25 protein-coding genes are annotated in these 26,199 nt (G+C 64.2%); 12 read left to right on the forward strand and 13 right to left on the reverse strand.

The features are described 5' to 3' along the window. Positions 1–211: 211 nt before the first annotated feature. From AC1DIP_RS19125 to AC1DIP_RS19135, 3 genes are all read right to left on the reverse strand, one after another. A complete protein-coding gene (locus AC1DIP_RS19125) occupies positions 212–1,231 on the reverse strand; it encodes a zinc-ribbon domain-containing protein (RefSeq protein ID WP_477734701.1) in 1,020 nt (339 codons plus the stop codon). 229 nt (positions 1,232–1,460) lie between these two features. Continuing rightward, positions 1,461–1,991: an HNH endonuclease gene (locus AC1DIP_RS19130; protein ID WP_477734702.1), complete on the reverse strand. Its 531-nt coding sequence runs from the start codon at positions 1,989–1,991 to the stop codon at positions 1,461–1,463. Positions 1,992–2,263: 272 nt separating this feature from the next. Then, a complete protein-coding gene (locus AC1DIP_RS19135; protein WP_477734775.1) occupies positions 2,264–2,566 on the reverse strand; it encodes a YciI-like protein in 303 nt (100 codons plus the stop codon). 487 nt (positions 2,567–3,053) lie between these two features. Here AC1DIP_RS19135 and AC1DIP_RS19140 point away from each other — a divergent pair, with 487 nt between their 5' ends. The 3 genes from AC1DIP_RS19140 (at position 3,054) to AC1DIP_RS19150 (ending at position 5,870) form a co-directional block, all read left to right on the forward strand. Continuing rightward, the gene (locus tag AC1DIP_RS19140; RefSeq protein WP_477734703.1) at positions 3,054–3,845 is read left to right on the forward strand and encodes a DUF4352 domain-containing protein; all 792 of its coding nucleotides are present in this window, start codon (positions 3,054–3,056) and stop codon (positions 3,843–3,845) included. 139 nt (positions 3,846–3,984) lie between these two features. Next, positions 3,985–5,178, forward strand: a complete 1,194-nt coding sequence (locus AC1DIP_RS19145) for a ScoMcrA-related endonuclease (RefSeq protein WP_477734704.1) — start codon at positions 3,985–3,987, stop codon at positions 5,176–5,178. A 62-nt stretch (positions 5,179–5,240) separates the two neighbouring features. Then, entirely contained in the window at positions 5,241–5,870 is a 630-nt protein-coding gene (locus tag AC1DIP_RS19150; RefSeq protein ID WP_477734705.1) for a DUF6308 family protein, read from the forward strand. Between the two features lie 19 nt (positions 5,871–5,889). Here the strand turns inward: AC1DIP_RS19150 and AC1DIP_RS19155 are convergent, their stop codons facing one another. From AC1DIP_RS19155 to AC1DIP_RS19170, 4 genes are all read right to left on the reverse strand, one after another. Next, positions 5,890–6,663 (reverse strand): DeoR/GlpR family DNA-binding transcription regulator, encoded by a 774-nt coding sequence (locus AC1DIP_RS19155; RefSeq protein WP_477734706.1) that lies wholly within the window; start codon positions 6,661–6,663, stop codon positions 5,890–5,892. A 139-nt stretch (positions 6,664–6,802) separates the two neighbouring features. After that, positions 6,803–7,807 carry a 4-hydroxythreonine-4-phosphate dehydrogenase PdxA gene (gene pdxA, locus AC1DIP_RS19160; protein WP_477734707.1) on the reverse strand — a complete coding sequence of 335 codons (1,005 nt, stop codon included), beginning with the start codon at positions 7,805–7,807 and terminating at the stop codon, positions 6,803–6,805. Further along, positions 7,807–9,009, reverse strand: coding sequence for a four-carbon acid sugar kinase family protein (locus AC1DIP_RS19165; RefSeq protein ID WP_477734708.1), 1,203 nt, complete (start codon positions 9,007–9,009; stop codon positions 7,807–7,809). Before AC1DIP_RS19165 ends, pdxA begins: the two co-directional genes overlap by 1 nt. Next, positions 9,006–9,995 carry a 2-keto-3-deoxygluconate permease gene (locus AC1DIP_RS19170; protein ID WP_477734709.1) on the reverse strand — a complete coding sequence of 330 codons (990 nt, stop codon included), beginning with the start codon at positions 9,993–9,995 and terminating at the stop codon, positions 9,006–9,008. The genes AC1DIP_RS19165 and AC1DIP_RS19170 overlap by 4 nt, the downstream gene beginning before the upstream one ends. 163 nt (positions 9,996–10,158) lie before the next feature. Here AC1DIP_RS19170 and AC1DIP_RS19175 point away from each other — a divergent pair, with 163 nt between their 5' ends. Both AC1DIP_RS19175 and AC1DIP_RS19180 read left to right on the forward strand, forming a co-directional pair. Then, positions 10,159–10,362 (forward strand): antitoxin MazE-like protein, encoded by a 204-nt coding sequence (locus tag AC1DIP_RS19175; protein ID WP_477734710.1) that lies wholly within the window; start codon positions 10,159–10,161, stop codon positions 10,360–10,362. After that, entirely contained in the window at positions 10,359–10,685 is a 327-nt protein-coding gene (locus tag AC1DIP_RS19180; protein ID WP_477734711.1) for a type II toxin-antitoxin system PemK/MazF family toxin, read from the forward strand. Before AC1DIP_RS19175 ends, AC1DIP_RS19180 begins: the two co-directional genes overlap by 4 nt. A gap of 12 nt (positions 10,686–10,697) precedes the next feature. On the opposite strand, the gene AC1DIP_RS19185 is transcribed toward AC1DIP_RS19180, so the two are convergent. Genes AC1DIP_RS19185 through AC1DIP_RS19200 form a run of 4 tightly spaced genes read right to left on the reverse strand, consistent with a single transcriptional unit; the run spans position 10,698 to position 17,416 of the window. Next, positions 10,698–11,936 carry a Wadjet anti-phage system protein JetD domain-containing protein gene (locus AC1DIP_RS19185; protein ID WP_477734712.1) on the reverse strand — a complete coding sequence of 413 codons (1,239 nt, stop codon included), beginning with the start codon at positions 11,934–11,936 and terminating at the stop codon, positions 10,698–10,700. Further along, on the reverse strand, positions 11,926–15,321 hold the full coding sequence (locus AC1DIP_RS19190; protein ID WP_477734713.1) for an ATP-binding protein: 3,396 nt from the start codon (positions 15,319–15,321) through the stop codon (positions 11,926–11,928). The genes AC1DIP_RS19185 and AC1DIP_RS19190 overlap by 11 nt, the downstream gene beginning before the upstream one ends. Beyond that, positions 15,318–15,977: a DUF4194 domain-containing protein gene (locus AC1DIP_RS19195; RefSeq protein ID WP_477734714.1), complete on the reverse strand. Its 660-nt coding sequence runs from the start codon at positions 15,975–15,977 to the stop codon at positions 15,318–15,320. The genes AC1DIP_RS19190 and AC1DIP_RS19195 overlap by 4 nt, the downstream gene beginning before the upstream one ends. Beyond that, a complete protein-coding gene (locus AC1DIP_RS19200) occupies positions 15,974–17,416 on the reverse strand; it encodes a DUF3375 domain-containing protein (RefSeq protein WP_477734715.1) in 1,443 nt (480 codons plus the stop codon). The genes AC1DIP_RS19195 and AC1DIP_RS19200 overlap by 4 nt, the downstream gene beginning before the upstream one ends. A 183-nt stretch (positions 17,417–17,599) precedes the next feature. On the opposite strand from AC1DIP_RS19200, the gene AC1DIP_RS19205 reads away from it, so the two are divergent. The 4 genes from AC1DIP_RS19205 to AC1DIP_RS19220 all read left to right on the forward strand — a co-directional run bounded on the left by AC1DIP_RS19205 (position 17,600) and on the right by AC1DIP_RS19220 (position 20,374). Continuing rightward, positions 17,600–18,454 (forward strand): SAM-dependent methyltransferase, encoded by an 855-nt coding sequence (locus AC1DIP_RS19205; protein WP_477734716.1) that lies wholly within the window; start codon positions 17,600–17,602, stop codon positions 18,452–18,454. A gap of 104 nt (positions 18,455–18,558) precedes the next feature. Continuing rightward, complete coding sequence (locus AC1DIP_RS19210) at positions 18,559–19,296, forward strand: mycothiol-dependent nitroreductase Rv2466c family protein (RefSeq protein WP_477734717.1); 738 nt, start codon at positions 18,559–18,561, stop codon at positions 19,294–19,296. A gap of 20 nt (positions 19,297–19,316) precedes the next feature. Beyond that, entirely contained in the window at positions 19,317–19,814 is a 498-nt protein-coding gene (locus AC1DIP_RS19215) for an SRPBCC family protein (RefSeq protein WP_477734718.1), read from the forward strand. Between the two features lie 80 nt (positions 19,815–19,894). After that, positions 19,895–20,374, forward strand: a complete 480-nt coding sequence (locus AC1DIP_RS19220; RefSeq protein ID WP_476209805.1) for a deaminase — start codon at positions 19,895–19,897, stop codon at positions 20,372–20,374. 3 nt (positions 20,375–20,377) lie between these two features. Here AC1DIP_RS19220 and AC1DIP_RS19225 read toward each other — a convergent pair whose 3' ends face one another. Beyond that, complete coding sequence (locus AC1DIP_RS19225) at positions 20,378–20,680, reverse strand: YciI-like protein (RefSeq protein ID WP_476209807.1); 303 nt, start codon at positions 20,678–20,680, stop codon at positions 20,378–20,380. Positions 20,681–20,898: 218 nt separating this feature from the next. Here AC1DIP_RS19225 and AC1DIP_RS19230 point away from each other — a divergent pair, with 218 nt between their 5' ends. Then, positions 20,899–22,116 (forward strand): low temperature requirement protein A, encoded by a 1,218-nt coding sequence (locus AC1DIP_RS19230; protein ID WP_477734719.1) that lies wholly within the window; start codon positions 20,899–20,901, stop codon positions 22,114–22,116. Positions 22,117–22,498: 382 nt separating this feature from the next. Further along, on the forward strand, positions 22,499–23,341 hold the full coding sequence (locus tag AC1DIP_RS19235; protein ID WP_477734720.1) for an esterase/lipase family protein: 843 nt from the start codon (positions 22,499–22,501) through the stop codon (positions 23,339–23,341). 88 nt (positions 23,342–23,429) lie between these two features. Here the strand turns inward: AC1DIP_RS19235 and AC1DIP_RS19240 are convergent, their stop codons facing one another. After that, entirely contained in the window at positions 23,430–24,647 is a 1,218-nt protein-coding gene (locus AC1DIP_RS19240) for an MFS transporter (RefSeq protein WP_477734721.1), read from the reverse strand. A gap of 217 nt (positions 24,648–24,864) precedes the next feature. Between AC1DIP_RS19240 and AC1DIP_RS19245 the strand changes: the two genes are divergently transcribed. Beyond that, positions 24,865–26,133 carry a S8 family serine peptidase gene (locus AC1DIP_RS19245; protein ID WP_477734722.1) on the forward strand — a complete coding sequence of 423 codons (1,269 nt, stop codon included), beginning with the start codon at positions 24,865–24,867 and terminating at the stop codon, positions 26,131–26,133. Positions 26,134–26,199 lie beyond the last annotated feature (66 nt).

Below are 26,199 nucleotides of genomic sequence, written 5' to 3' on the forward strand. Positions count from 1 at the left end.
ACGGAAACAAATCCTCCATCATCGAATCCGGAAACAACCGCCCCCGAYGTTTGGCCAGAAAAGCGAAAACACTGCCCGGAGCCAACAACTCCCCGGCCAATGCCTCCACATCCAAATACCCGCGTTGCGCGTCCTCGCGTCCCTGCATATGACAAGTCTTAACCACCAGACCCACCAGTCCAGTCGACGCGCCCCACATCCGCCGATTAGTTCAGCAGTCTCCTAGGTCGAGGCGCTTCTGCTGTTGGGGGTCTACGTCCCCGGGAAAGGCTGCCTCGAACTCGCATGCGAGAGCAACGTCGATTTTGGAGCGCGTTGCTGGTGCACACCATTTACAGCCGTCCTGATCCCGAGCACGAGCAACAACAGAGCTTGACCAGACATGCTCAGAGTTTTGCGGGCATATCCACCATGCGCGTCGACTGCTTCCGACGGACACGTCTGCAGGTGTAAGTTTTCCGTTCTTGGTTGGATGCCATTGCTGGGCGAGCTGGGGTCGGTTGATACTCAAACGGTTTTCGTCGGTGGGACGCCTGCCGCTGCAGAACGGGCACCCTGCTCCGTCTGCCGGACGGGAACTGACTACAGCCTCCCACTTGTGTGATGAGTCAGCTCGACAAATCCAAGATGCTCTGTAGTCGCTCCCGTAGGCGACTTCGCCTGGTCCCTTTTCGTTTTCCGGATCCCACTCCGTCGCTAGAAGTGGCCTCACCCCGGCGACGCTGTTGGAAGAGTCGACTTGCTTCCCAGCACAGAACGGACACCCACTGCCTCGAAAGCGCGCGGCCGGAGAAGCTTTGTATTCATGGCTGTTATCCCTGTGGCATATCCACCACACCTTGCGATTGGATTGGGCTGTTATCTCCGTAGGGGACAAGCGTAATTCGACTGAATTTCGCTCGTCGTGCCATGTTGCGACAAGGTCATGACGGACAAAAGCCAAGTTGTTCTTCTCGCTGGGCTTCATTCCCTGGCAGGTGGCGCAGCCGTGACCCTTCGCTCGAACATACGGCGGGGTTAACCACGTATGGCCTTTTTCGCATATCCACCAAACCGGCCGGTTGCTTCCCGGTCTGACGTGTGTCGGAGGAAACGTATTTTTGTCCTTATTCCATTGTGCCGCCAGTTCTGGAAATTTGTGCGCCAGTGATTTCTCGCCCTCATCACGTACAGGGTTCTGTCGCTTCGCTTTTGATTTTTGAGTAGATGAAGCACTGTCATCTTTGGTCACTTAACAATCTCCTCGGACCGAGTCGGGGCTTGGAGAGGGGGAAACGTGCCGATGATGGGCTTTTCATATGGGAGTATGCGCCTATTTCTATTCCCAGCGGTGTCCGTCAGAGTCCCGGTTTAGTTTGTATTCGTAAAAAGAGTGGAGGCCAAGCATCCGATAGCGGACGTGCCTTGGATGAACGGACGACGCCCGCCGTAGCTCCAGGGCTCGTCGCGATTTACCTGCGTTAATGGAGCGGTTGACGTTCGCCCACGGTGACGGAGACCGACGGCGGCAGGTACTCCCGCCGTCGTCGCTCCATCCGGCGCTGCTGGGTGGGGGAAGGGATCTTGGCACGCTTGGCGCGGTTGCATCTGGCGCATGCGGCGACAAAGTTCTTCAGACTCGTAGAGCCGCCCTTGGACCACGGATAGAAGTGGTCGCCGTGCTCGGCCGGGCGGCCGCAGCGGCGCCCGAACCCGGCTTCCAACTCGCACAGGCCGCCGGCGCGGAGCATCCCTTCACGGCGTTGCTGGCGGGTGAAGCGGCGGACCGGGTCGCGGCGCCGCACGTCGCGGCTGGTGGCGACGGCTGCGGCGACGCCGAGCAAGACCACGAACACGATTGGAAGTACAGCTGAGGAGACGACGCGGTCGATCATGCCTCGCAACACTTCAGCGGCAACGGATGGCCCCGAACCGGAAACCGGTGTTCCCTTTGCCATGAGAGCCGTCATCACCGAGGCGGCGAGCCAAATCAGCACCGCAGAGTAAGCCAAACGAAGGCCTTGCCGGGTCCAGTAGATGCGGCCGAGTTCCGGCATTGATTCCCCCCCATTTTTGTTTGCCGGGCTTCCCAGGTTCGGGATGCCCAGCAAATCCTATAGGCGGCGTGCACGCCGATGTCCCAGATTTAGCTCAATTTTTGCTGAGCTTCAGAGCCGAAGGATTGGCCGGGCTAAGCCAGCCGGGAGTACCGGGTGAGCAGGGACATGGCCGAGTCGGCCGGGACCGGCACCTCGACAAGCACCGTTGCGGTACAGCTTGGGACTTATGGGTGCAGAGGTGTGGCCGCTTCGTTTCCGAGGACCGTTGTCCACGGGTTGGCAGTCCACGCCGTCACGACGCCGTTGATGACGTAAGGGTCTGCGGCTGCAAAGGCTTTGGCGGCCTCGAGCGCGTTGTCGCCGGTGAAGATCAAAAGGCCTTTGGTGGGGACTTCGCCAACAGCGCCGCCCAGCAGAAGCTCGCCGCGTTCGACTGACTCCCACCCTGCCTTGAGGTGGTCTGCGCGGTACTGTTCGCGGCTTTCGAGGTAGTCGTCGGCGTAAGTGTATTCGAGCACGGCGTGCATGCCTGTCTCCATATCGTTCAGGGTTTTAGTTCGTTGTCGAAGTAGCCTACCCTGCGGAAGTTAGCCGGAAACCGAGGCCACCTCAACCTGTACCCCGCGTCGCGGAACGTCTGCACCCGTGCGGGATTGACGCAGTCGTCCGTAACCAACGTTCCGGCAAAGCCAAGGCCGATTAGGCAGGGAATGGCCGGGGTCCAAGTCTCTAGGAGCTAGCCAGCACGTACACGTCAGGCTGCGATGGGTATAGCTTGCCTCAAGCCCGTAAGTGGTGTCCTCCGAAAGCCCCAAGTTCGGGTGTCTGTAGTGTCGTGAACCACGCTCAAGACGACTCTGCTAACTTCCGAGAGGATACCTAGCTGACCCTTGAGCAAATATTGATCCAAAGCTGCGTTAGACGAAGGCCCGCTGTCGATTTGGAATGAAAGGATTGGCGGTGCGCAGTCCATGTCACTCGTACGGCTTGCACTGCCTGTTCAACTTGGGGGAATTGACCGCATTTGTCATCACCACGAGCAGAGACGCACTTGCGTGCGCGCAGCTTGCGATCTCCCCTGAAGCGGATCAGCCCCGGCTTAAGCAGACAGGCCATCAACTCGTATTTATCAAATGGGGATTTATGAAATTCAGAGTTCTCGCAGCCATGGCAGGTGTCCTCATGGTCACTGCGGGTTGCGGATCACCACTCACGACTCCTGCCTTCACGCCAGCGCCGTCATCAACAGCTAAACCGTCTGCGACTGCCGTAGCTGAAAAGAAGGTTCCAAGCCCAAGTCCAAGTGCAAGTCCAACTCCCACCCCTACACCGAAGCCGACGTTCGCCAAGGTTGGAGATGTTGCCACGAACGGTGGGGTACAAATAAAAGTGGTGTCGGCTGTGTCGTCACCGACAGTCACTCAAAACACGTCCACTTATCGTTCTGGCAGCGGTTTTGAAACCTACGAGGACGTACCCGCTCAATCCGGCGGACGGTACGTAGTGGTAAAGGCCGTCGTGACAAACAACGGGAAAGCGCCAATAGATCTCACCTGTAGCTATCCGATAGACATAAAGGTCTTCAACAGTTCATCGCAGGTCTATAGTCCGATCGAGAACATTTATAAGATCAAAGACAACCCGGAGTGTAATGCTCAACTGCAGCCTGGCTTCGAATCCAACATGACTTGGGCTTTCTTGGTACCAGCAAAGTCCACGATTGCCGGAGCTGCTTTTAGCGAAGTTGATTTTTCGGCCTACAGGAAGGCAGATCCGACTATCATCTCCTTCGGCGCGGGCATATAGCTCATGCTCCAGGGCGGGGCCAACTCCGGCGCTGGCCTCGCCCATCGGCTTGCCAACAAGTGCCATAACTAGAAGTGATCAAAGTGAAAGCATGGTCTTAGAAGGGGCAGTGCCGATTGTGAGAAGGACTTGGCTCGACTTGGAACGTGAAAGCGTCGTTCGGGCAATTGCAATGTGGCATAACTTAGGCGGCGAAACATTCATTGAGCGCACTAAGTTCAAGGAGTCCAACCGCTACGTTGTGTTCGATAAAGGTCAACGCATTGATAGCAAACCGCTGTTGGCTATGGCCTACCAACTGCAGTTTGCTTGTTCCAAAGAGGCGGTGCCTCGTTTGTCGGGCGGAGATGAAACACGCGCGATACTGCAGCGGCTCGGTTACACGCTGGTGGACCTCAGGAGTGAGACTTCACCCCAACCTAATGACGTCGTGCAAGTGGATTCTTCAACCAATTTCTGGTGGGCTAATCAATCGCAGAATTTTGATCCGGTCTTCGAGGATCGGACCCTCTGGGCTCCGTTGGTTGGAAAAAACGGACAACGGGTTGATCACTGGCTTAGCCTGCAAAACGCCAGCCTGGGCGACATCGTGTTCCACTACGACAGCCCGGAACTTCGTGCTGTTAGCCGTGTGGCCACGGTGCCGCAGCTGGCCTATCCTCCGCGTGGCTATCTCGAGAGCTCGACGAAAACTGTTGGAAACCTGGTCTTGGTTGAGCCCGTACGGGAAGTTCAGGTGGGACGAAGCGAAGTCCTTGAAGAGCTCGATAGGGGCTTTGGCCCAGTAACTGCGCATGGCACTCTTCGCCGCGGGTATTTTTTTCCAATTAGCAAAGCTGCTGGTTTAGCAGTACTGGGCCTTGCAGGTTTGAAGCCCGTGGAGAAGGTGCAGGATTCGAGTGTTGAAGTGAGTCCTCAGCCCGTCCAAGGAAGCAGTGACCGGCTGGCTCTCACTGCTGTGCGGGCGGAACAAAGCTTCCTGCGGCGCCAACAGATCCAACGATGGGGCAGCGTCTGCTGCCTCTGTGGCTCTTCGTTGCCGGAGGAATTGCTAGTGGGGGCCCACATCAAACCAAGGTGGGCATGCACGGAAGCAGAACGCATGGACACCTTCAACATCGCCATGCTTGCATGTTTGTTCGGCTGCGACGCGTTATACGAGCTCGGCTACGTCGTCGTTGGCAGCAATGGAATTGTCGAACGGGGGATTCGCCGCTCAACCAATGTGGACGGGAGGCTGGAATCACTCCTCAACCGGCGTTGTTCCTCTTTCGCAAACGACTCCCGCGCATATTTTGAATGGCACCGCGGCCACCATATGAATCGTTCGTAAGCTATCTCAAGTGCGTTTTCAGACCGATCTGCAACGAGTTAAAGGCCACGGGGGTACCTATTATGAGTAGGGGATTGTCAGAACTTCGCGCAACGGCGGGCGAAGTAGTTGCCAGTTACACCTCTCCGACTTCACTTTTCAGTTTCACAACCTATGATGTCCAGTCGGATTTGAGCAGTCCTCTCTCACCAGCCGACGTACTGATGGCAAATCTGCTGAGCTTGAAACTGGGCTGGCAAGAAGTCGTGCCCCTTTTCGCGGTCGGAGACGGCCCAGCGCAGAAACTGCGCCAAAAGCTGGACACAGCTCTTTCGGACTTAGCCGAAGCTCCGTCGTTTGAAGATTTCGACTCCATCGATGATCTGGAGAAGTGTGTAGTTAGTTTGGCTGCCGCAAATGCAGCAACAGAACATGTACCGTACTGGACTCCCACCACCGTCTCGAAGGTTTTGCATCGCCGTCGTCCCCACGTTGTACCGCTCAACGACTCATACGTCCGTGGCTTCTATAGCGTGATGGACACCGAGTCTCGACTACTCCGCGGGGCGCTTTGGAAGGATATCTGCGAGAACAGGGATTGGATGTCCGAGCTCGCTTCGGAAGTCCGGACAACCGATGGCCGGACCCTCTCACTGCTACGCCTGGCCGACATCTTGATATGGATGGACATGAGGAAAAAGAACCTCAATTAAGAGGGTCATCGCTTTTGCCTCAACTTTCCACGGAGGCCACCTCAACCTGGACCCCCGCGTCCCGGAACTTCTGCACTTGGGCGGGGTCGGCCCCGTCGTCCGTCACCAGAGTCCACGGGAGTGCCAGCCGCGCCCAAGCGTGGAACGGCCGTAGCCCGAGCTTGGACGAGTCCGCCAGCACGTACACGTCCCGGCCGCGGCGGGCCATGAGCTCCTTGAGCCGGGTCTGGGCGTGGTCGGCTTCGCAGATGCCGTCCTCGGCGGTGACGGCGTCGGCGCCCAGGAAAACCCGGTCGAAGCTCATCCGCTCCAGCGCCGCTTCGGCCAGCGGTCCCACAAAACTCTGCGAAACTGTTCGCAGCCGGCCGCCCAGGCAGTCCACCTCGATGCCCTCGGACTCGGCGAGTTCCTGCATGGTGTTGATGCCCGGCGTGGTGACGGACAGCTTCTCGAACCCGCGCAGTTCGTGGGCCAGGGCACCCACGGTGGAGCCGGCGTCGAGCAGGATGTTCTCCCCGGGCCGGATCACGGAAGCTGCCCAGCGGGCGATGGCGTGCTTCTGCTCGAACGCCTCGCCGGTGCGCTGCCGCAGCGACGCCTCCGGGTGCGCGCCCAGGGCCATCGCCCCGCCGTAGGTGCGGGCCAGCCGGCCCTGCCCGTTCAGCAACGCCAGGTCGCGGCGGATGGTGGACGCGGTCACCTCGAACCGGGCGGAGAGTTCCTCCACGGAGGCAAGGCCGGTGGTCACGGCAAGGTGGTAGATCTCCTCGCGCCGCGCGTTTGCGCTCAGCATTCCCGGTCTCCTTCCCGTGGGCATGGCGGTGGCAGTGGTACCCATGCTAGTTCCGGCCCCCGACGTGTCCCCGCAGCCAGGGGTCAGCGAAACGGCCGGTCAGCAATCCTACGCTGACCGGCCGTCCTTCTGGTTGACGCTACAGAGCCTCTTCGCGTGCCGGCGCCAGATCCACTGCCTGCCGCAGCGCCTCCAGCAGCGACTCGTGGTCGGCGATGTTCTTGCCGGCGATGTCGAAGGCGGTGCCGTGGTCCACGGACGTGCGCACCACGGGCAGGCCCACGGTGATGTTCACGCCGTTCTCCAGGCCCAGGACCTTCACCGGGCCGTGGCCCTGGTCGTGGTACTGGGCCACCACCAGGTCGAAGTCGCCGCGGCCTGCCAGGAAGAACAGGGTGTCCGCCGGGAGCGGGCCAAAGGCATCGATGCCGTCCGCCTGGGCCTTTTCGATGCCCGGCTGGATCTTCTCCGCCTCCTCGCCGTAGCCGAACAGGCCGTTCTCGCCGGCATGTGGGTTGATGGCGCACACGGCGATCCGCGGGTTCTCGATGCCGGAGGCACGCAGCAGCTCATAGCCGCGCTTGATGGTCCGGTACACCAGGTCCCCGTTGATCTTGGCGATCGCGTCGATCAGGCCGATGTGGGTGGTGACGTGGATGACGCGCATCTTGGGCGCGGTCAGCATCATGGACACTTCCTCGGTGCCGGTCAGCTCGGCCAGGAGTTCCGTGTGGCCCGGGAACTTGTGGCCGGCGGCGTGCAGCGCCGCCTTGTTCAGCGGCCCGGTGCAGATGGCGTCCACCTGCTTGTCCATGGCCAGCTGGACGGCCTTCTCGATGAAGAGGTAGGAACCGTGGCCGGCTGCGGCAGACAGCTCGCCCCATGCGAGGTCCTCCGGGATGCAGTCGATGTCCAGCACGTCGATGGTGCCCTCGTCGAACAGGGCCTCCGACGGTGCGGACACCTTGCGCAGGGTCAGCGCGCTGGCGACGACGTCCGCGGCGAGTTGCAGCCGGCGAAGATCACCGACGACCAGCATCCGTGCCTTGGACCGGAGTTCACTGTCCCCCAGGGCCTTGACGATGATTTCCGGGCCAATGCCGGCGGCGTCACCCATGGTGATGGCTACGATCGGGCGTCCCATTATTTGATACTCATTTCAGTCGTGGTGCCAGTAAGAAATCGTGTGGTCCGGGCCAGCGTGCCGGCGTCCCCGAACGCGCCGGCCTTGGTGACCAGCAGGGGGAGTGTCCCGGGCAGCAGGCTCATCACGACGCCGGGTTCGATCTCCCCCAGGACGGTGAAGCTGTCGGCGCCGAGGGCTTTCAGGACAGCCGTGGCCGTCTCCCCGCCCGTGAGGACCAGGGCGTCGCAGTGCCCGATGCCGGCAGCGGTGGCACGGGCCAGGGCCTCCGCCACCACAAGGGCCTGCGACTTGTCCACGGCCCCCATCGGGTCCGGCGTCAGCACTACGTCCGTGCGGGCCATTGCCTGGGCAACCAGGCGCGGGACGGCCGTGTCATCCAGGGTGGCGTGGTCCAGGGTGATGTGTTCGGCGCCGGCCGCGACCAGCGCATCGGTCTGCTGCCGTGCAAGGCCGGAGTAGCTGCCGATCACGGTCAGGGTCCGGCTGACGGGCCGCACCTGCGCATTCCGCGCAGCTGCAGCCTCGTCGCGGGGCGCGATGTGCCCTGCCAAGCCGCCTGACCCGACCAGGAGCGCCGGAAAGTCCAGCAGGCCCGCAGCGGCAGCGATGGCCTCCAGGTCAGCATCGGAAACGGCGTCCAGTACGACGGCGTCAATCCCGCGGTCCTGCACGTCCCTCAGGTGCCGCGCCAGTTCCTCCGGCGTGCGTCCGCTGGTGCCGGCCACTTCGGCGGTGAGGCCGCCGGCGGCAAGCGCCGCCGCGACGTCGCCGTCGAAGTTTCCTGCCGTGTGGGGGACACCGTTGACGTGCACGATGCCGCCGAGGGTGGTCCGTCCCGTGCCGGGGAACGCCGGAGCCACCACCGCCAGGCCCTTGCCGCGGCCCTGCGTCAGCCGCGCCAAGGTTGCCGCAACTTCCACGCCCACGTTGCCTCGCAGCAGCGAATCAATCTTCTTGAAGACCCGCCGGTGCTGACGCAGAGACTGGTCTGCCGCCGTCGTGACCGCCCTGGCTGCTTCCGCCGGGGCCAGGTAGCGGCTCTCGGTGTTGACCGAAAGGATCTGGGCGGCGGGCCACGTGCTGTCGACGTCGAGGACGACGGAACTGCGGTGCGTGGGCCCGTAGGCTGCGGCGGCATCCGCCGCTCCCGTCAGGTCGTCGGCGATGATCGCCCAGCGCATGGCTGCGGTGGTGTTCATACTGCTCGGGACACCTCAGGAGTTTCCACGGTCTGCTTGGCTTTCAGGCGCTTAGCGTACCAAGCGACCATGAGGGGGCAGCCGATGGCGGTGACCACCACGGACGCGGCAACCAGCACTGTGGCGGGTCCGGCTGCGGGAGCGTAGGCCGGGTTGGCTGCCGCCACCAGCATGGGAACCGTGGCTGCATTGCCCGCGGTGGTGGCTGCCGCCAGGCCGGCAATGCCGGAGCCTCCGGTCAGCTTGTCGGCGAAGAAGAGCACGGCGCCGCCGGCGATCAGCACGAACAGGCCCAGTCCCACTCCGAGCAGGCCAGCGTTGACTACCTGTCCCAGGTTCAGACCGAAGCCAAGAGCGAGGGCGAAGAACGGAATCAGGACGGGGGCCGCGGAGGACAGGAACTTGCGCATGGCAGGATCCAGGGCGCCGAGGATGGCTCCGAGGAGCAGGGGGATGATGGCGCCCACCAGGGCCTGCCACGGGAAGGCTGACAAACCCGCGACGCCGAGGGTCACCATGGTCAGGAAGGGGCCGGACTCCAAGGTCATCACGGAGTAGGCGGCTACGTCCTTGGGCTTGCCGTACTGGCCCATGAGCGCCATGTACATGCCGCCGTTGGTGTCGTTGAGGGCGGCAAGGATCGCCAGGACAGACAGGCCGCTCAGGATTCCGCCGTCGATGGGAAGTTCGCCCAGGAACCTGCCGGCGACGACGCCGATGATGATGGCGAACAGGACCTTGCTGCCGAAGAGGACGCCGCCCTTCTTCAGGATGTACGGGGTGGCCTTGATATCGATGCTCGCGCCCATGCAGACGTAGAACACCGCGAGGATGGTGGTGCCGCCGGTGAAGAGCGCGCCGGTGAAGGAGCCGAAGAACTTGGCCGAATCCGGTGCGAAAGTGCCGAGGACGGCACCGATGAGCAGGGGGATCAGCATCATGCCGCCAGGAACTTTTTCCATGGTGGCCTTGATCGGGACAGACATGTAGCAACCTCATTGTTGTCGGGGGAAAGGAGCCGAGCGCTCGGCTCGAAGCATGATGTAGATCATATGGGGTGCTGCGCGTTTAGCGCAACTGCAACTGCGCGATTTGCGCAACAGAAAGTGATTGCTGACAGAGGGGTGCGTTACATGTAACGTTGATTCCATGAGCGTTAGGGACCGTGTCGCGCGGCATCGGATAGCCATGCGTGAGCGTGGCTTTCGTCAAATACAGATGTGGGTGCCGGATGCGCGCACAGACGAGTTCAAGCGCGAGGCCCAGCGGCAGGCGCGCGCCGCCGCAGCCGCTGACCGCGCTACAGACGACCAGGATTTCGTCGAACAGATTTCAGAAGACTGGCCGGAGTGAACCGCGGCGAGTTGTGGACGGTATCCGGCGTAACTTATGCCCAGAAACCCCGGCCGGCACTCATCGTCCAGGACGACCTCTTTGCCGAGTCCGAGTCTGTTACTCTCCTACCCCTGACGTCGCACCTCGCGGATGCTCCACTGCTGAGGCTAACCATTGACGCGGGCCAACTGAACGGTTTGGATCGAGTAAGCCAAATCATGGTCGACAAGCTCACAACCGTGCGCCGATCCAATCTTGGGCACAGGATAGGGCGCGTTGATTCGGAAACGATGGTGGCTGTTGAGCAGTCGCTCGCGGTCTTTCTCGGCCTGGCCCGGTAACTGGGATAAAGACTAGGACCCCAGCTGTTGGAGCGCCCACTGCCAGTTGATCAGTTCCTGCTCCAGACGAACATTCGAGCCATAGGTGTCGTTTCCCAGCGATTCGTATAACACCGCTTCGGCCGCCGTCAGCCTCCCGAGCGCCGCCCGCGAGGGGGATGCTTCCTTACCCCAAGCATCCTTGTGTGCAAGCAGGGTTCGCTCATCCATCAGCACACTCTCCACGTGCGGATGGACCGCCCGGAGCTGGTCGAGGATCCGGAAGCCGTGTGTGTCAATGTCGCCCCAGTAGAGGACCCGGCAGTCCCGCAGCCAGGCCGCGTCCCGGAGCGACGAGAACCCGTACCCTCCGCCGAACAGTGCCAGCGTCCCCGGGCGGTCAGGAAGTGCCAGGAAATTCACCTGGTTTTCCGTTGCAATGACGGTCTCCACCGGCAGCCGCAACCCGCCGAACGCTTCGGCTGTCAATGTGATGTCCCGTGCCCCACAGAACTGGTCAGCCTCAGGATCCAACAGACGAAACCTCACCAACTCCGGAGGGTGCAGGAACCCGTGCCGGCGTGCGAACCTCGCCGCAGGTGTCCTTCCCGCGCTGTCTTCGAGCGCCGCATCGTGGCCCGGCGACTCCAGCTCGTCGTCACCGGCGGATATTTCCTGGTCGCAGGGAGAAGGCTCCAAGGAAGCCAGCATTTGGTCAATAACCTGCCGGTGCCGCTCGATGAATTTCGTGTGCACCCCAGGTAGACCTAACTGGCGGACGTAGATATTCGGCGCCGGGTTGTCCCGCAGCCACAACGCGACGCGCGCCGCAGTCAAGGCGTCCGGCCCCAGCTCGAGCAGCTTCATCGGGCGCCTCGCTGCCCAGTCCACCAGTTTGGGATCCAGTCCGGCCAAGCCCTCGGTCAGTGACCGGAACACGCCGGCCTCCCGCGCTTTCCCAACGAAGCCGATCTCGTCCTCAACAGTGGCAAAGACAGCCGCGGCGGGAAGGGAATTGGCCCCCGCAGTCCGCCGCCCGGTCTCCACGGTCTCCAATGAGTAGGCACCTGCCCCGGAAAAAAGCTCAGCAGCCCACGCGCGGACCGCAGCGTAGTCGCTGAGCAGTTCTGCCGCCGTCGGCCGTTTCAACGGACGACGTCGAGGGTACACTCCGGCGGGTTCCAGCAACTCGCGCAGCAAGGCACCGCTGTTCCACGACTTCAGTGATTGCGAACGCAAGGCTGCCAGCGTGGTCCAGGACTCAGCGGGCATACTGCTCTTTCTCCTCGCGGTACTCCTGGATCGTCATATTGCGAAGGTGCGAATCGTCGCCATTGGTGTTGGCCACGAACCCAACGTGGGATACGAACGGCTCAATCACATGGATCTTCTGCAGGGGAGTGACGATCAACAGCTGCAGCTTCATCCGCTGGAACAGCTCCAGCCCGTAACGGGCGGACTCGTCCGAGCCGCGTCCGAACGCCTCGTCAATGACCACGAACCGGAAACTCCTGCCGCTGCCGGCGTTCCTGCCCGCTCCCTTGCCGGACCCCGGGCCGAACTGGAATGCCAGCGCCGCCGCGAGAATGGTGTACGCCAGCTTCTCCTTCTGCCCGCCGGACTTGCCGCCGGAATCCGTGAAGTGCTCGTACTCCTCGCCGGTTTCTGTCCACTTCTCCGACGCCGAGAACGTGAACCAGTTCCGCACATCGGTCACCTTGGCCGTCCACTTCCGGTCCAGGTCCGTCAGGCCTTCCCGGCCGCGGAACCGGTCGATCAGCCGCTCCACCTGCAGGTACTTCTGCTCCGAGTACTGCTCTGTCTCGCCGATGGTCCCCTCCGAACACGCCCGCAGGTCGCTGCCGAACTCGCGCACGTCCTGGTCCGACGTGGCCTGGTGCTCCAGCTGGATGTGCCGGCCCGTGTTGTAAGGAATACCTGACAGGGACTGGTTGATCTCGCCGATCCGGTCAATGATGTTCTGCCGCCGGCGGTCCAGGAACGCATTGAACGCCACCACCTCGCGGATGGTGTTTTGGTTCAGCAGGTCCTTGAACTGGTTCTCGAACCGGGGCAGGTCGTTGCCCACCAGCTGCTCCAGCAGCCGGTTGTAGTCCGCCGCCGCCTCCAGCGAGGCGTCGACGTCGGTGGTTTCGTTCGGGTACTTGTTGCGGAAGTCCGCCATCTGCCGGACGGTGCTCTCCGCGGCACGGGCGATCCTCTTGGACAGCGCGTCGATGGTGTCCGTCAGCCCGTTCCGGACTGTGCTTTCCAACGCGGCCGTGTTCTTGTAGGTGAGCGGCTTGCCGCCAAGTGCCGCTTCGGCGAGGCGTCCGACGGCGGCCAGCACCCCGGCGTCGTCCGTCACCGGCGTCTCACCCAGCACCGCCCGGCACTCCTCGATTGCCTCCGCAATGTCCCGCGCGTCCTTTTCATTGGCGCCAAGCCGCTCCCGGAGCTTGCCCACCTTCTCTTCCAGCCGCTCCAGCTCCGCCGTGACCTGCTTTTGCTTGGCCATGAGCTGCTGCAGGACATCGCTGGTGGTCTCCAGCGCACGCTTCTCCGCCTTCAGATCCTCGATGCTGCGGGCCGTGGCCTGCCAGCTGATCTCGCCAAACTCAGCGACGGAACCCACCACGCCCAGCTGCCGGTTCCGCCGGCCCAGTGCCCCGAGCTCACCATTGACCCGATCCAGCTGCCCGGCCACCACCTTCAGCTTGCCCTGCACCTCATCAAGATCGGCGCGGAACCCGGCGATCTTGTCGTGGTTGTCCCAGCCCAACACGTAGTTGCGCCGGTCCGCCAGGTCCTTCCGGTCGTCTTTCTCGTGCCGCCCGCGGCCGCCCTTGAGCTGGCCGTTCGCCGTCAGTGCCTTGGGGTAGCGGCGGAAGTCGGCCAGGTTCTCGCAGCAGAAGTAGTCGAACCGGCTGCTGAGCTCATCCTGCAGGAAGTCCCGGAACGGGGTGCCCTGCTTGATGGCGATCTTCGCGGCCAGCGTCCCCGGCTCCGCAGCCTTCGGCGCGTAGGACTCACCGATCCTCAGGTACACCAGCCGGCCGCGGAGGTTGTTGGCGTCCACCCAGCTGCTGACCGCGGCGTAGTGTTCCGCGGGGACCAGGAGCGAGAGGGCGAACCCGTGGAGGGTCCGTTCCGCGGCGCCCTCCCACGCGGCTTCGCCCTCGCGGACCTTGAGCAGCTCGCCTGCGTAGGGCAGGTCGCTGTCCGGGATTTTGGTGCCTTCGCAGAGCCGGCGGCGGATGTCCAACTGGGGGAGCGGGATCAGGTTGCGCCGGGCCTGCAGGCTGGTGAGCTCGGCCTTGATCTCCGCTGACCTGGAGGTGAGTTCCGTTTGCTGGATGGACAGCTTGGTGCGCTCTTCATGCAGCGCCTCGGAGCGCGCCGCCAAGTCCCGTTCCACCCCGGCGAGCCGCGCCCGATTCGCGTCGAAGAGGACACGGTCCTGCGGCGCCTGCAGGCCGAGGTCCGCTGCGGCCGCCGAGTAGGCCTCGAACCGCTGCTTCTGCTCGGCAGACTTGGTCTCCAGTGAGGCCAGCTCGGCGTCGATCGCTGTGAGCCGTCCACCGCCATTCGTCCGGATGTCCTCTTCCACTCCGGCAAGATCCCGGCGCAGCTGCTTGACCTCGCCGTTCAGCCGTGCCGAGTCCTCCCTGAGCCGGACGCCCGTCTGCTGCAGCTCCGTTTGGTGCTGCAGGCTCAGCTGCAGCTTCCGGTCCGTGAACCAGGGGTGCAGCTGGTCACGCTGTTTCCGGGCCAGGGCGTCGTCCGCGGTCAGCCCGGCGTGCAGCGCGGCGCCTTCCCTGATGGGTGTCAGCAGGGCGATCTGGTCCTTGGCCCGCAGGACGGCGTCGTGGGCTTTCTTCAGGTCGTCGAAGTGGTGGATCAGGTTGGTGATCCGGGTGGCGACGTCGTCCTCCTCCAGCATGTTGCTCCGCACGAACGACGTGATGTTCTCCACCTGCTTCATGGAGACCGTGCGGTGGAACAGCTCCATGGCCTGGTTGCCGCTGATCCCGAACTGGCGCTTGAACGCGGCCGAGTACGGTTCGAAGGCATCATGGACCGAGGCTCCAGCGGCGCGGAGCTTCTTCTTCAGCTTCAGGGGGTCCTGGCCGAAGTTGCTGAAGTCCGCAGCGATCGACTGGTCCGCCTCAGCGAGCGAGTAGAAGCGGTTGGGCTGCCCCGCCTCCTGCGTGGCCCACAGCGTAATCCCCAGGCTGACCCACTTGCCCAGCACCGCGTTGTGGAAGACGCCCAGCACCACGGTCAGCTGTCCCGTCTGACGCAAAGGCACCGGCTTGGAGTACTCCCCGCCGGCGCTCCGGGCGCTCTTGTGGAAGCCCCGGACGTACGACATCAGGGAGCGTTCCTTCTTCTGCGCCCCTGCGGCCTTGTTGTATTCGATTTTGTGCGCCGGAAGCAGCAGCGTGGTGATCGCATCCACCACGGTGGACTTGCCCGAGCCGATGTCGCCGGTGAGCAGGCTGTTCGCACCGTCCAGCCGGAACGTGCGCACCCCCTGGTGGAACGTACCCCAGTTCAGCAGCTCGAGGCGGTGCAGCCGGAAGCCCGGGGGAGTGCCGGCGTCGTCCGCGGTGTCGTCCAGGCTGAACAGGCTCTCCTGCAGGTCCGCCGTCATTGGTCTTCCCCGTTCCCGAGCCCGGACGTTCCCTCCGCAGAAGTCGGCGCTGTGCTGGGAGGCGCACCGGCGAGTGTCGCCCGGTAGTCAGCCAGCCGCGCGTCGAACTCCTCCAGCCACTGCGCATCCACGTATGCCTTCAGGATCCGTGCCACCTCGTAGGTGTCCGCCTGCCCTTTGAGCTTGCGCAGGAAACCGAGATCCACGACCTTCTTGATGTCAGCCCCAAGCCGGTCCAGGACGCGGGCCTCGTTGCTGGACTCGGGCAGGAACACCGAGACCATGTCCGCGATCTCCTGTTCGGTCATGATGAGCCGGACCTCGCTGCTGTTAATGTCGAACTCCATCATGCGCCGGCGGAGCAGGGCCAGCAGGAGGCTGACGTTGAACGTCAGGGTGCGGCGGGCGATGAGCCGGGGGAGCCTGCCGTCCGGATCATCCTTGGACCGCAGGAACGCGTAACCTTCGGATTCGTCCAGGACCAGCTCCAGGCCCAGCACCGAGACGTAGTCGCGCACGTGCGAAGTCAGTCCGAGCAGCGACTGCCATAGCTTCTCATCGTTCTCCGCGTACAGTACGCCCTTGAAGAGCCGGGTGACGACGGCGGGAAGCTCCTCCGGCGTGCGGGTTTCAGTGTCAGCTGTGGCGGGGTTCATGCCGGCCTTCCGAAGATGATCTGTTCGATGGTGGCTTCGCGGATGCTGCCGTCTTGCAGCTGCCAGGTCAGGTGTTGGGACTGCTCCGGGTTGATGGTGGCCCAGTCCGATTCCGTGGCCAGCTGGTAGTACGCCACCACCTCCGCCAGGCCCTGGGTGAGCGGGTAGGCGTCCGTGACCTCGGCGAGCGTGGCCTGCTCCGCCCCGGCCAGGACGGCGTCGATGTTGGCCCGCAGGCGTTCCTTGTCCACGAAGAACTGGCCGAACAGGGCCGAGGCGTCCACATCGGCGTCGTCGGCCGTTTCAACGGAGTCGTCCACCAGGACTTTCCGGCTGGGCTCATAGAGGGGCCGCTCAAAGGGCAGCACCACGTCCACGGACGGCGCCTCAATCTCCATGAAAGCGCCCGGCGGCGGTGCCTCCCGCGTGCCCAGCGCGCCGGATTCGATGCTACGGATCAGCTGCATGATGCGCTTGTTCTCGAGGAACACCTTGTCGTCCAGGAGCCGCCGCATTTGCTGGGAAAGCTGCCGGACGGTGGCTTGGGTCTGTTCGACGGCGGGCAGCCAGTCCTGGTGGAGGTTGGCCACCGATTGCAGGCTGTCCGTCTTGGCCAGCGCTTCGATCCGTGTGGCGCGCTGGAGCAGGTCCTGCAACTCGGTGCGGAGCCGGGGCGACATCAGGTAGTCCCAGAACCCTTGGAAAGTGCGGCCCTGGAGGGAACTGCTGATGTCCTGCTGGTTGTCGAAAATCGACTCCAGCAGTTCACCCTGGGTGCCCTCCCAGGTGGCGATCTGCTCGCGCACCTGCCGGTCGAGCTTGCGGAAGTTCTGCTCCACCTCACGGAAATCGGACAGCAAGTCCTTGGCCAGGGCCGTGAGCTGCTGGAGGTGGTCCAACGCTTCCGGCCCGGTCATGACACGGATGTTGCCATCCCGGATCTGCTGCATCTCGGCGTCGATCGCGTCCCGTTGTCGCTGCAGCTCGGCGAGCCGCACCTCCGGGTCCGTCTCGGACTGCTGCACCAGTTCCTTCAACACCGCGAAGATGCTGGTGAGGCGGGACTGTGTGGCCACGAAGTCCCGCCCGCGCAGATTCTCCACCCAGCGGACCACGTCCTCGGCCGCCGCCGTGAGGTCGTAGTGGGGTTCGTCCTCACCCGGGACGTAGTACTTCCTTAACCATTGGCGCTCGTCGGCGGCCCAGTCGTCCAGGTACTCACCCGCGGGGCGTGGGAACCTGTCTGAACCTTCGCTGTCCCGCAGACCGAACAGGACGTCATCCAGGACGTCGATCAGCTCCTGCCGGCCCAGGTTGCGCTGGTTTGGGCCGGTGAACGCGGCCATGAAAAACGTTAGTGCGAGGGGCGCATTTTGGGCGCGGAGCAGTGACCATCCTGCATGGTTGTCCCGCAGGGAGTTGATGGCGTAAAAGTCCATTCGTGCCCCGTGTTTGGCGCGTCACATCGTCGGCTTTTACTCTAGGCGACACCCACGACAAACCTTCACGCCAACATGTCGCCGACGAACTTGTTGCGGACCCGGGGGGCCGACGGCGGGAGGCAAGTGCCGCCGTCGTCCTTCCCCTTCCTTCGCGCTGGAGCGCCGTTGTAGGGTCAGGGCGTGATCGTCCCCGATATTTCCCAGAACGCCGTGGCGGTGGCGGATCACTACGATGAGCTCGATCCCATTTACCGCCGGGTGTGGGGCGAACATGTCCATCACGGGCTGTGGGCGACGGGCCGAGAGACAACCGCCGGGGCCGTCGAGGCGCTGGTGGACACTGTTGGCGACCGGCTGGGCCTCCTGCCCGGCCAGGCGTGCATCGACATCGGCTGCGGCTATGGCGCCACCGCAAAGCGCCTCGCGATGATGCGCGGGGTTCGCGTCACCGGCGTCACGCTGTCCGCCGAGCAGGCGCGCTACGCCGCCGCGCATCCCGTGCCCGGCGTGGACGTCCAGGTCCGCGACTGGCTCGACAACGGGCTGGCCGATGCCTCGGCCGACGCCGCCTGGGCGATCGAGTCGAGCGAGCACATGGTGGACAAGCACGGGTTCTTCGCCGAGGCGCACCGCGTGCTGGCGCCGGGCGGCCGCTTCGTCATCTGCGCGTGGCTCGCCGGGACCGACGCCAGCGGGTGGAAGGTCCGCCACCTGCTCGAGCCGATCTGCCGCGAAGGGCGCCTGCCCTCGATGGGCACGCCCGAAGAATATGAGGCCATGGCGGAGGCGGCGGGCTTTGTGGTCACCGGCTATGAGGATGTCAGCCGCCGGGTCGCCCGCACGTGGATGATTTGCGCTCGCCGGCTCCTGAAGGCCCTCTTCGTTGACCGCGAAACCCGCCAACTCGCCCTGGGCGCACGCAATCGCGGTGCCATCCTGAGCATTCCCCGCCTGATCCTGGCCTACCGCACCGGGGCGATGCACTACGGAATCTTCACGCTGTCCAAGGCAGGGGAGAACCGGGCGCCCAGGTGAAGCGCCGTGACGCCTACGCTGCGGCCACGGGGCGTGAGCGTCCAGCTGCTTGGGCCGGGCTTGTTGATTAGACGCAGGTCCCTAACTGGTGCAAGGGTGGTCGGGTGAATGCCGACATCAACTTCTACTTTGACCCCGTTTGCCCCTTCGCCTGGATGACCAGCAAATGGGTGCGGCAGGTGCAGGCGCAGCGCGACTACACCGTGGACTGGCGGTTCATCTCCTTGCGTCTGATCAACTCCAACGTGGACTACGACGCTCACTTTCCGCCGGAGTACGAGGCCGGGCACACCGCCGGGCTCCGGCTTCTACGGGTGGCGGCCCGGGCCCGTGCGGAGCACGGCCGCGAGTCGATAGCCAGGCTTTATGAGGCGTTCGGCAAACACATCTTCGACACTGCCCCGGACCAGGCCGAACAGCGCACCGAGGGCGAAGTGCGTGAGCGGCGCGGGACACGTGAGTTCGTGGAGCCTATCCTCGGCAACGCTGGCTTGCCCCTGGTACTGGCGGAGGCTCTCGACGACGAGTCCTGGGACGGCGAGATTCGCCAGGAAACGGACGAGGCGCTCGCATTGACGGGTAAGGACGTGGGCACGCCCATCATCCACTTCGAGCCTCCAGCCGGCGTGGCCTTCTTCGGTCCGGTGATCAGCCGGCTGCCGGACGACGATTCGGCCGCCGAGCTGTGGGACCACGTAGTGGGGCTGGCAAAGTTCCCCGGTTTTGCCGAACTCAAGCGGAGCCTGCGCGAGCAGCCCCAGCTTGCCGCATTCGGAGTCGATGCCGATACCGTCGGCCAGCCGGAGGACTGGCACGGCGGCAGCCGGCGGCAGAAGAAGTGACGTCAGTAGAGGATGGATCGATGAAGACAAACACCCGCCAACACCAGGAATCCGTCACGGTCCAGGTCCCAGCCGACGCGCTCTACGACCTGGTCTCCGACATCACCCGCACCGGCGAGTGGAGCCCGGTCTGCACGTCGTGCTGGTGGGACGACAAGGCCAGCGCGGGTCAGGCCGGCGCTTGGTTCACCGGCCGCAACGAGATCCCGGGGCGGACGTGGGAGACCCGGTCGCTGGTGGTGGCTGCCGAGCGCGGCCGCGAGTTCGCCTGGGTGGTGGGTGGCCGCTTTGTCCGTTGGGGTTTCACCCTGACCCCGGCTGATAACGGGACGACGCTGACCGAGTCGTGGGAGTTCCTGCCGGAAGGGATCGCCATGTTCAGGGAGAAATACGGCGATGAGGCCGACGCCCAGATCGCCGAGCGCACCCAGCAGGCGCTCGACGGCATCCCGAAAACCCTCGCCGCGATCAAGCGGATCGCTGAGTCCATCGATGCCAACGGGGACGTGCGCGCTTAGGCGGGTGCCGCCGTCGTCCGTCCCTCGCCGGGTGGTGGGGATCCCCGTGGTAGGCGGCCCAGTCCATGCAAGAATGGCGCATGACTCACGAGCAGCCACATTCCCTTGCGCCGGAACTGGACAGCGCCGGCCTTGCCGCCTTCGAAGCCGCATATGAAGCTGCCCAAAAAAGCCTGGCCGAAGGCGGCATCCCGATTGGAGCTTCGATGGCCCGCGGCGGCGTGGTGATTGCCAGCGGACACAACGAACGGGTCCAGAACGCGGATCCGATCGCGCACGGGGAAATGTCCGCACTCCGCGCCGCCGGCCGGCAGACGAGCTACCGGGACACCACGCTGTACACCACCCTGGCCCCGTGTGCCATGTGTACCGGCACCATCATCCAGTTCAAGATCCCCCGCGTGGTGGTGGGGGAGGCCAGGACGTTCGACGGCGAACTGGAGCTTTTGCGGTCACGCGGGGTTGAGGTGGTGGTCCTGGATGATCAGCGCTGCGTGGACATGATGGCCGCGTTCCAGGCTGACAAGCCGGAGCTGTGGGCGGAGGACATCGCGGAGTAGCGTTTAGGGGCGGACCGGTGTCGCTGCCTCGTTACCCAGCACCGTTGTCCACGGGCTGGCGGTCCACGATGTCACCACGCCGTTGATGACGTAAGGGTCTGCGGCTGCAAAGGCTTTTGCGTCCTTAAGCGGGTTCTCGCCGGTGAAGATCAGCAAGCCTTTGAAGGGACCTTCGCCGATTGCACCGCCGAGCAGGAGCTCGCCGCGTTCGACTGCTTCCCACCCCGCCCTGAGGTGGTCTGCGCGATACTGCCCGCGGCTTTCCAGGTAGTCGTCCGCGTAGGTGTATTCGAGTACGGCGTGCATGCGTGACCGTCCGTTCCTTGTAGGGATCCGCTTGCAAAAGTAGCGTACCCGCCGGTGGAGCCGGAAGCTCGCGAAATTACCCGGCGCCTCCCGGTCCTGCATGGTCCACGTAACGCCCCATCACGTTTCCTGAACGTCTACTTCGACCGCCCGCATCCCGCCATGGACTGCCCCGTTTGGGTCGCCTAACCTCAGGTAAGGCGCGCAAAGGAGTCGTCATGAAACGCAGGCCCGTCGGACCGGACTCGGTGGCTTCCCGTGACCGGACCGGAAGGGCTTCCCAGGCTCCCCGGCGCGTGCACTGGATGGAACTGTTTTTCGATCTTGTGTTCGTCGCGTTTGTGCAACAGCTTGCCCACGGAATCCACGGGAACCCGGGGTGGGCCGAGTTCGGTACATTCGTGCTGCTGTTCTTTCCAGCCTGGTGGGCGTGGGTCAACATTGTTTCCGTGATCAACCTGCTGCCCAGGTTGTCGTCGCGAGCCTTGGGCGTGGCAATGCTCGCGGCCATGGCCGCGGCGGGCCTAATGGCCATTGCGGCACCCGGCGCCTTCGGAGAACGGGCCTGGGCTTTTTCCCTGTCCAACGGGGCAATGCGCGTAGTCCTTCTGGTGCTGTGGCTGTACCACCACTACCAAAGGGGGTCGAGCGAATCGCCCTGGCGGATCTGGATCTACAACGGCGGCACGGCGGTCCTCTGGTTCGTCGCGGCGTTCCTGCCCCTCCACCTCGCTGTGGTTCTGTGGGCAACGTCGATCGTCATCGAGATTGGCATGGTGGCACTGAGCGGGCGGCTGTGGGCCGACCGTGGCGTGGGCGGCATCGACATTGAGCATGCCTCCGAGCGCCTGGGGCTTTTCGTCGTCATTGTCTTGGGGGAGTCCGTGTCCGCGATCGTCACTGAAGTGTCCGGTGAATGGAGCCCGGAAGCGGGTGTGGCCGGCCTGTTGGGCTTCCTCGTGGTCGCTTTCCTGGGGTGGGCCTTCTTCCAGTACGGCACCGGCGCCATCAATGAAGGCCTGGAATGGCTGCAGGACAGGGCCGATTTCACCGGAATCCTGCTGACCACCCTGTTCTATCCGTTCCTTTTGGTGGCGGGCATGACGGCGATCGCGGCGGGGATCGCCACCGCCATTCCCGCGGCTTTCGAACCGCTGCCGCCAGGCGCAGGAATTTCACTCGGCGCCGGTCTCGCCCTCTTCTATGGCTGCGATGCCATCGTTTCGCTCCGCTATGGCCGGCGCCCTGGCACCGTCCTCCCCTGGGCCGCGCCAGCCGTGGTGGCCGCACTGGGGCTGATACCGCTAAGCGCCGTGGTCCCGGCCGCCGTCAGCCTGCTCCTCGCCGTCGTCCTTGTGTTCCTGGTCACCGCCTACAGCGAGATCCAGCGGCGGATCCGCCTGTCCCATGCTTCCGCAGTCCCAGACTCGCCGTGATGGCCCAGGACGTCGACCCCGCGCCCCGAGATCGCCGGATCGGTGCCGGGACGCCGGAACGTTCCGGCGAGCCCGAACCGTTCCGGCGTCTTCGGCGCCAGGGACCGAAACTGCACATTCGTGCAAGCGTCGCTGGGCGGGCGGTCCACTGTCTAGCCGCACCAAAAGTGCTACTCACCAGTAACAATGCATGTGTCGCCGGTCACAGTCAACCCGAGGGGGAGTGCCGCTGAACCCGGATTTTGGCCGCACATCCGTGCACTTCCGCTGCGGATGAACCAGAGCGCTGCCAGCATGGAAAACCACGGCCGGAACTGATGGGCACCCCCCCAAGACCATCAGCTCCGGCCCCCTCCCAAGACAGACAAACAAAGAGGTTTCCATGTCATTGCTTAGCCGAGCCCTGTCCGTTGCCGCCGCCGCGGTCCTCGCCTCCTCATTGATGGCCGCTCCCGCCCAGGCCGTCGACATCTCCCCGCCCGGGGCCAACGACTGGTCCTGCAAACCTTCAGCCGAGCACCCGTATCCGGTGGTGTTGGTTCCCGGAACGTTCGAGAGCATGGAGAAGAACTGGTCCACGCTCTCGCCGGACCTCAAGAGCCAGGGCTACTGCGTCTTCGCCCTCAACTACGGTGCCACCAACGGCGTTTACGCCACGGCCCCGGTGAAGGATTCGGCGAATGAACTCGCACCGTTCGTGGACGCTGTCCGTTCCGCTACCGGCGCCAAGCAGGTGGACCTGGTGGGCCACAGCCAGGGCGGCATGATGCCCCGCTACTACATGGGCTTCCTGGGTGGCGCCAAGTACGTCCACCAGCTTGTCGGCATTGCACCGTCCAATCACGGCACCGAAGGCGTGATCCTTCCGCCGCCGGACCTGGTGCCCACGCCCGACTACACCGCCGCCGGATGCGCCGCGTGCGCAGACCAGCAGGCCGGTTCGCCGTTCATGCAGGAGCTGAACTCGATCGGCGATACCGTCGCCGGCCCCGCCTACACGGTCATTTCCACCACCCATGATGAGGTGGTGATCCCGTACAACAGCCAGTTCCTGAGCGGCAGCGCCCGCCAGGTCACCAACATCACCATCCAGGACAAGTGCCCGGCCGACGTCATTGAACACGACCAGACGCCCAACGATCCCGTGGTGCACCAGCTGGTGGCCAACGCCCTGGCCCAGGCGTCGGGTCCGGCGGATTCCGCCTACCAGCCCGCCTGCATTTAGGACGTCAAAGCAGTACGACGGCGGGAGGCCGGCTTCCAGAGCCGGCCTCCCGCCGTCGTTGGTGTCTGAAGCGCCCGGCTGCTTTTGGTTAGCCGGCGTGGTTCACCGGCTGCGTGGCGGCAATGGTGTGCGGTACCGTCACGAGCGCCACGACGGCCAGGGCGCCGGCGGCGGCGAAAGCGTAGAAGCCCCACGGGTACGCGATGCCGGCGGCCACCAGTCCGCCGGTCACGGCGGGCCCTGCGATGGCACCTACGCGGCCCACGCCCGCGGCGAAACCGAGGGCGGTGGCGCGCAGCCGCGCCGGGAACAGCTGGCTGACCCAGGCGTACACGAGGACCTGGGAGCTGAAGACGAACACTCCCGTGACGAAGACCAGGGCGTTGAGCAGGATGGCGTTGTCAACCTTGACGCTGAGGAGGGCCAGGCAGACGGCGGACAGGCCAAACCAGAGCAGCACGATCCGCTTCGTTCCGTGCTTGTCCGCCAGGATGCCGGCGATGATCAGGCCGGCAACGGCGCCAAGGTTCAGCACCAGGAGCAGCGAGATGCCTGCGCTGACGGGATAACCCGCGGACGCCATGAGCTGCGGCAACCAGGTGTTCAGGCCGTAGACCAGCAGGAGCCCCATGAACGAGGCCGCAGCGATGGCCAGGGCCACCAGCGGGTACGGCTTCTTGGCCAGGTCGCGGACACTGCCCTGCTCCTGCTTCTTGGCCTCCCGTTCCGCCGGCAGGGTTTCGGGGAGCTTGAACCAGAGGAGGGGCACCAGGGCCAGGCCCGCGATGCCGCCCACCACGAACATGGTGCGCCAGTCCGGGATGACCATCAGCGCCAGGAAGGCCGTGGCCACCGCGCCTGCGTGGTAGCCGGTCATGGTCCGGGTGGTCGACTTGCCCGCGGAACCGGCGGGTGCGTAATCGTTCATGTAGGCCAGGGCGACCGGGAGGCAGGCGCCAAGCCCCAGGCCGGCCAGCAGCCGGAAAGTGCTGAACACTGCCACGTTGGGCGCCCAAATCACCGCAATGGTGAAGATGGAGAACCAGAGGACGCAGGCAACCAGGAGCTTGCGGTGCCCGAACCGGTCCGACAACGGGGCGATGAACAGGGCGCCGAGACCCACGCCCACCAGGGAGATTGTTGCGGCCAGGGTGGCACCGACCGCGTCGAAGCCAAGCTCACCGGTCTTGATGAGCGTGGGGATGACGGTGCCAAGCACCACCAGGTCAAAGCCGTCCAGGACCATGGCCAGCCAGCAAAGCCAGACCGGCCACCGGGACGCGCGGGTGGAGGGGGAAGTGGTCATGAAATCCTCATTGATCAGGGAAGCGGGGGTGCATGCGGGCTGAGAGCCCTGTCACCAGGGGGAGTGATCCACGGCATGCCTACTGATGGGAGGCTACCAAGTAGTTCATTAAACGTACAAATGTTCGAATCACGAACACCAGCGAAGCGCGCCCTTTATCCAAAGTTGCGCATGGCAAGCCCTGTTCAGGTGTGGCCTCTGGGGCGCAAGATAAGCCATGAAAAAGATGTTTACCGCCGGCCTGGCTGCGGCGGTCCTGGTCCTGGGTGCCCTAACAGCAGCCGCCCCGGGCCTTGCCGCCACGCCGCCGTCCCCACCGGTGCCGGGGCAGATCCTGGTCAAATTCCGGGACGGCAGCACCGCCACCGCCGTCCTTGGCATGCACGGACTCAGCGACGGCCCGGCAGTGGGCAGTACCGGCGCCCACCTCATCAAGGTGCCGGCAGGCAAGGAACTGCAGCTTGTGGCCGCCCTGGGCCGGAGCCCCGCAGTTGAGTACGCCGAACCGGACCAGCTGGTGACTGCCGCCACCGCCGACCCGTACTTTGACCGCCAGTACGCCCTCCAGAACGTGGGGCAGTCCTTCACTAACACCGCCGGAACGGTCACGGTCCCTGCAGGCACCAAGGATGCCGATGTGGATTCCGTCGAGGCGTGGAACGTCACCAGGGGAACCGGTGTCAGGGTGGCGATCGTCGATTCCGGTGTCGCCATCAACCACGCCGACATCTCTTCCAAGGTGGTTGACCGGGCGAACTTCAGCGACACCCAGATCCTGGCGCCGGAGGATTACGACAAGTACGGCCATGGCACCCACGTGGCCGGCATCGTGGCTGCCACGGCGGACAACTCCCTGGGGGTCGCCGGTGTGTGCCCGGGCTGCTCCATCCTGGACGCCAAGGTCCTCAACAGCAACGGGTCCGGGTCCTCCTCCGGCATCGCCAACGGCATCGACTGGGCCGTGGGCAAGGGCGCCAAGGTCATCAACATGAGCCTCGGGCAGCGCGTCTCGTCACGGACCCTCGAGGCCGCCGTCAACAACGCCTGGAACCAGGGTGTGGTGATCGTCGCCGCGGCCGGCAACGCAGGTACGCAGGCCCAGGTCTACCCGGGCGCCTATCCGAACGTCATCGCCGTGGCCGCCACGGACAACAAGGACGCGAAGGCATCATTTTCAACGTACGGGAAGTGGGTGGACGTTGCCGCCCCGGGCGTCAGGGTCTACTCAACCCTCCCGGACTACGCCACGGTCCTGGGCGCGCAGAACTCCCTGTCCCCGGGCTACGACATCCTCAGCGGCACATCGATGGCGTCCCCCATCGCCGCCGCCACAGCCGCACTGGTCTGGAGCACCCCATCCGGCACCTCCAACTCTGCCGTCCGCGTTAAGGTTGAATCCACGGCCGATCCGATCTCCGGCACCGGGTCGTACTGGGCGCACGGCCGGGTGAACGCCTGCAAGGCAGTGGGTGCCCCGGTATGCTGAGCGCGGCAGGCGGGCCGGTCCGCCGTCGTCCTCCCACCGTCCGGTCCTGCTCCCCGAAGGAGGTCA

The organism is Pseudarthrobacter sp. 05T312 (assembly GCF_056396685.1).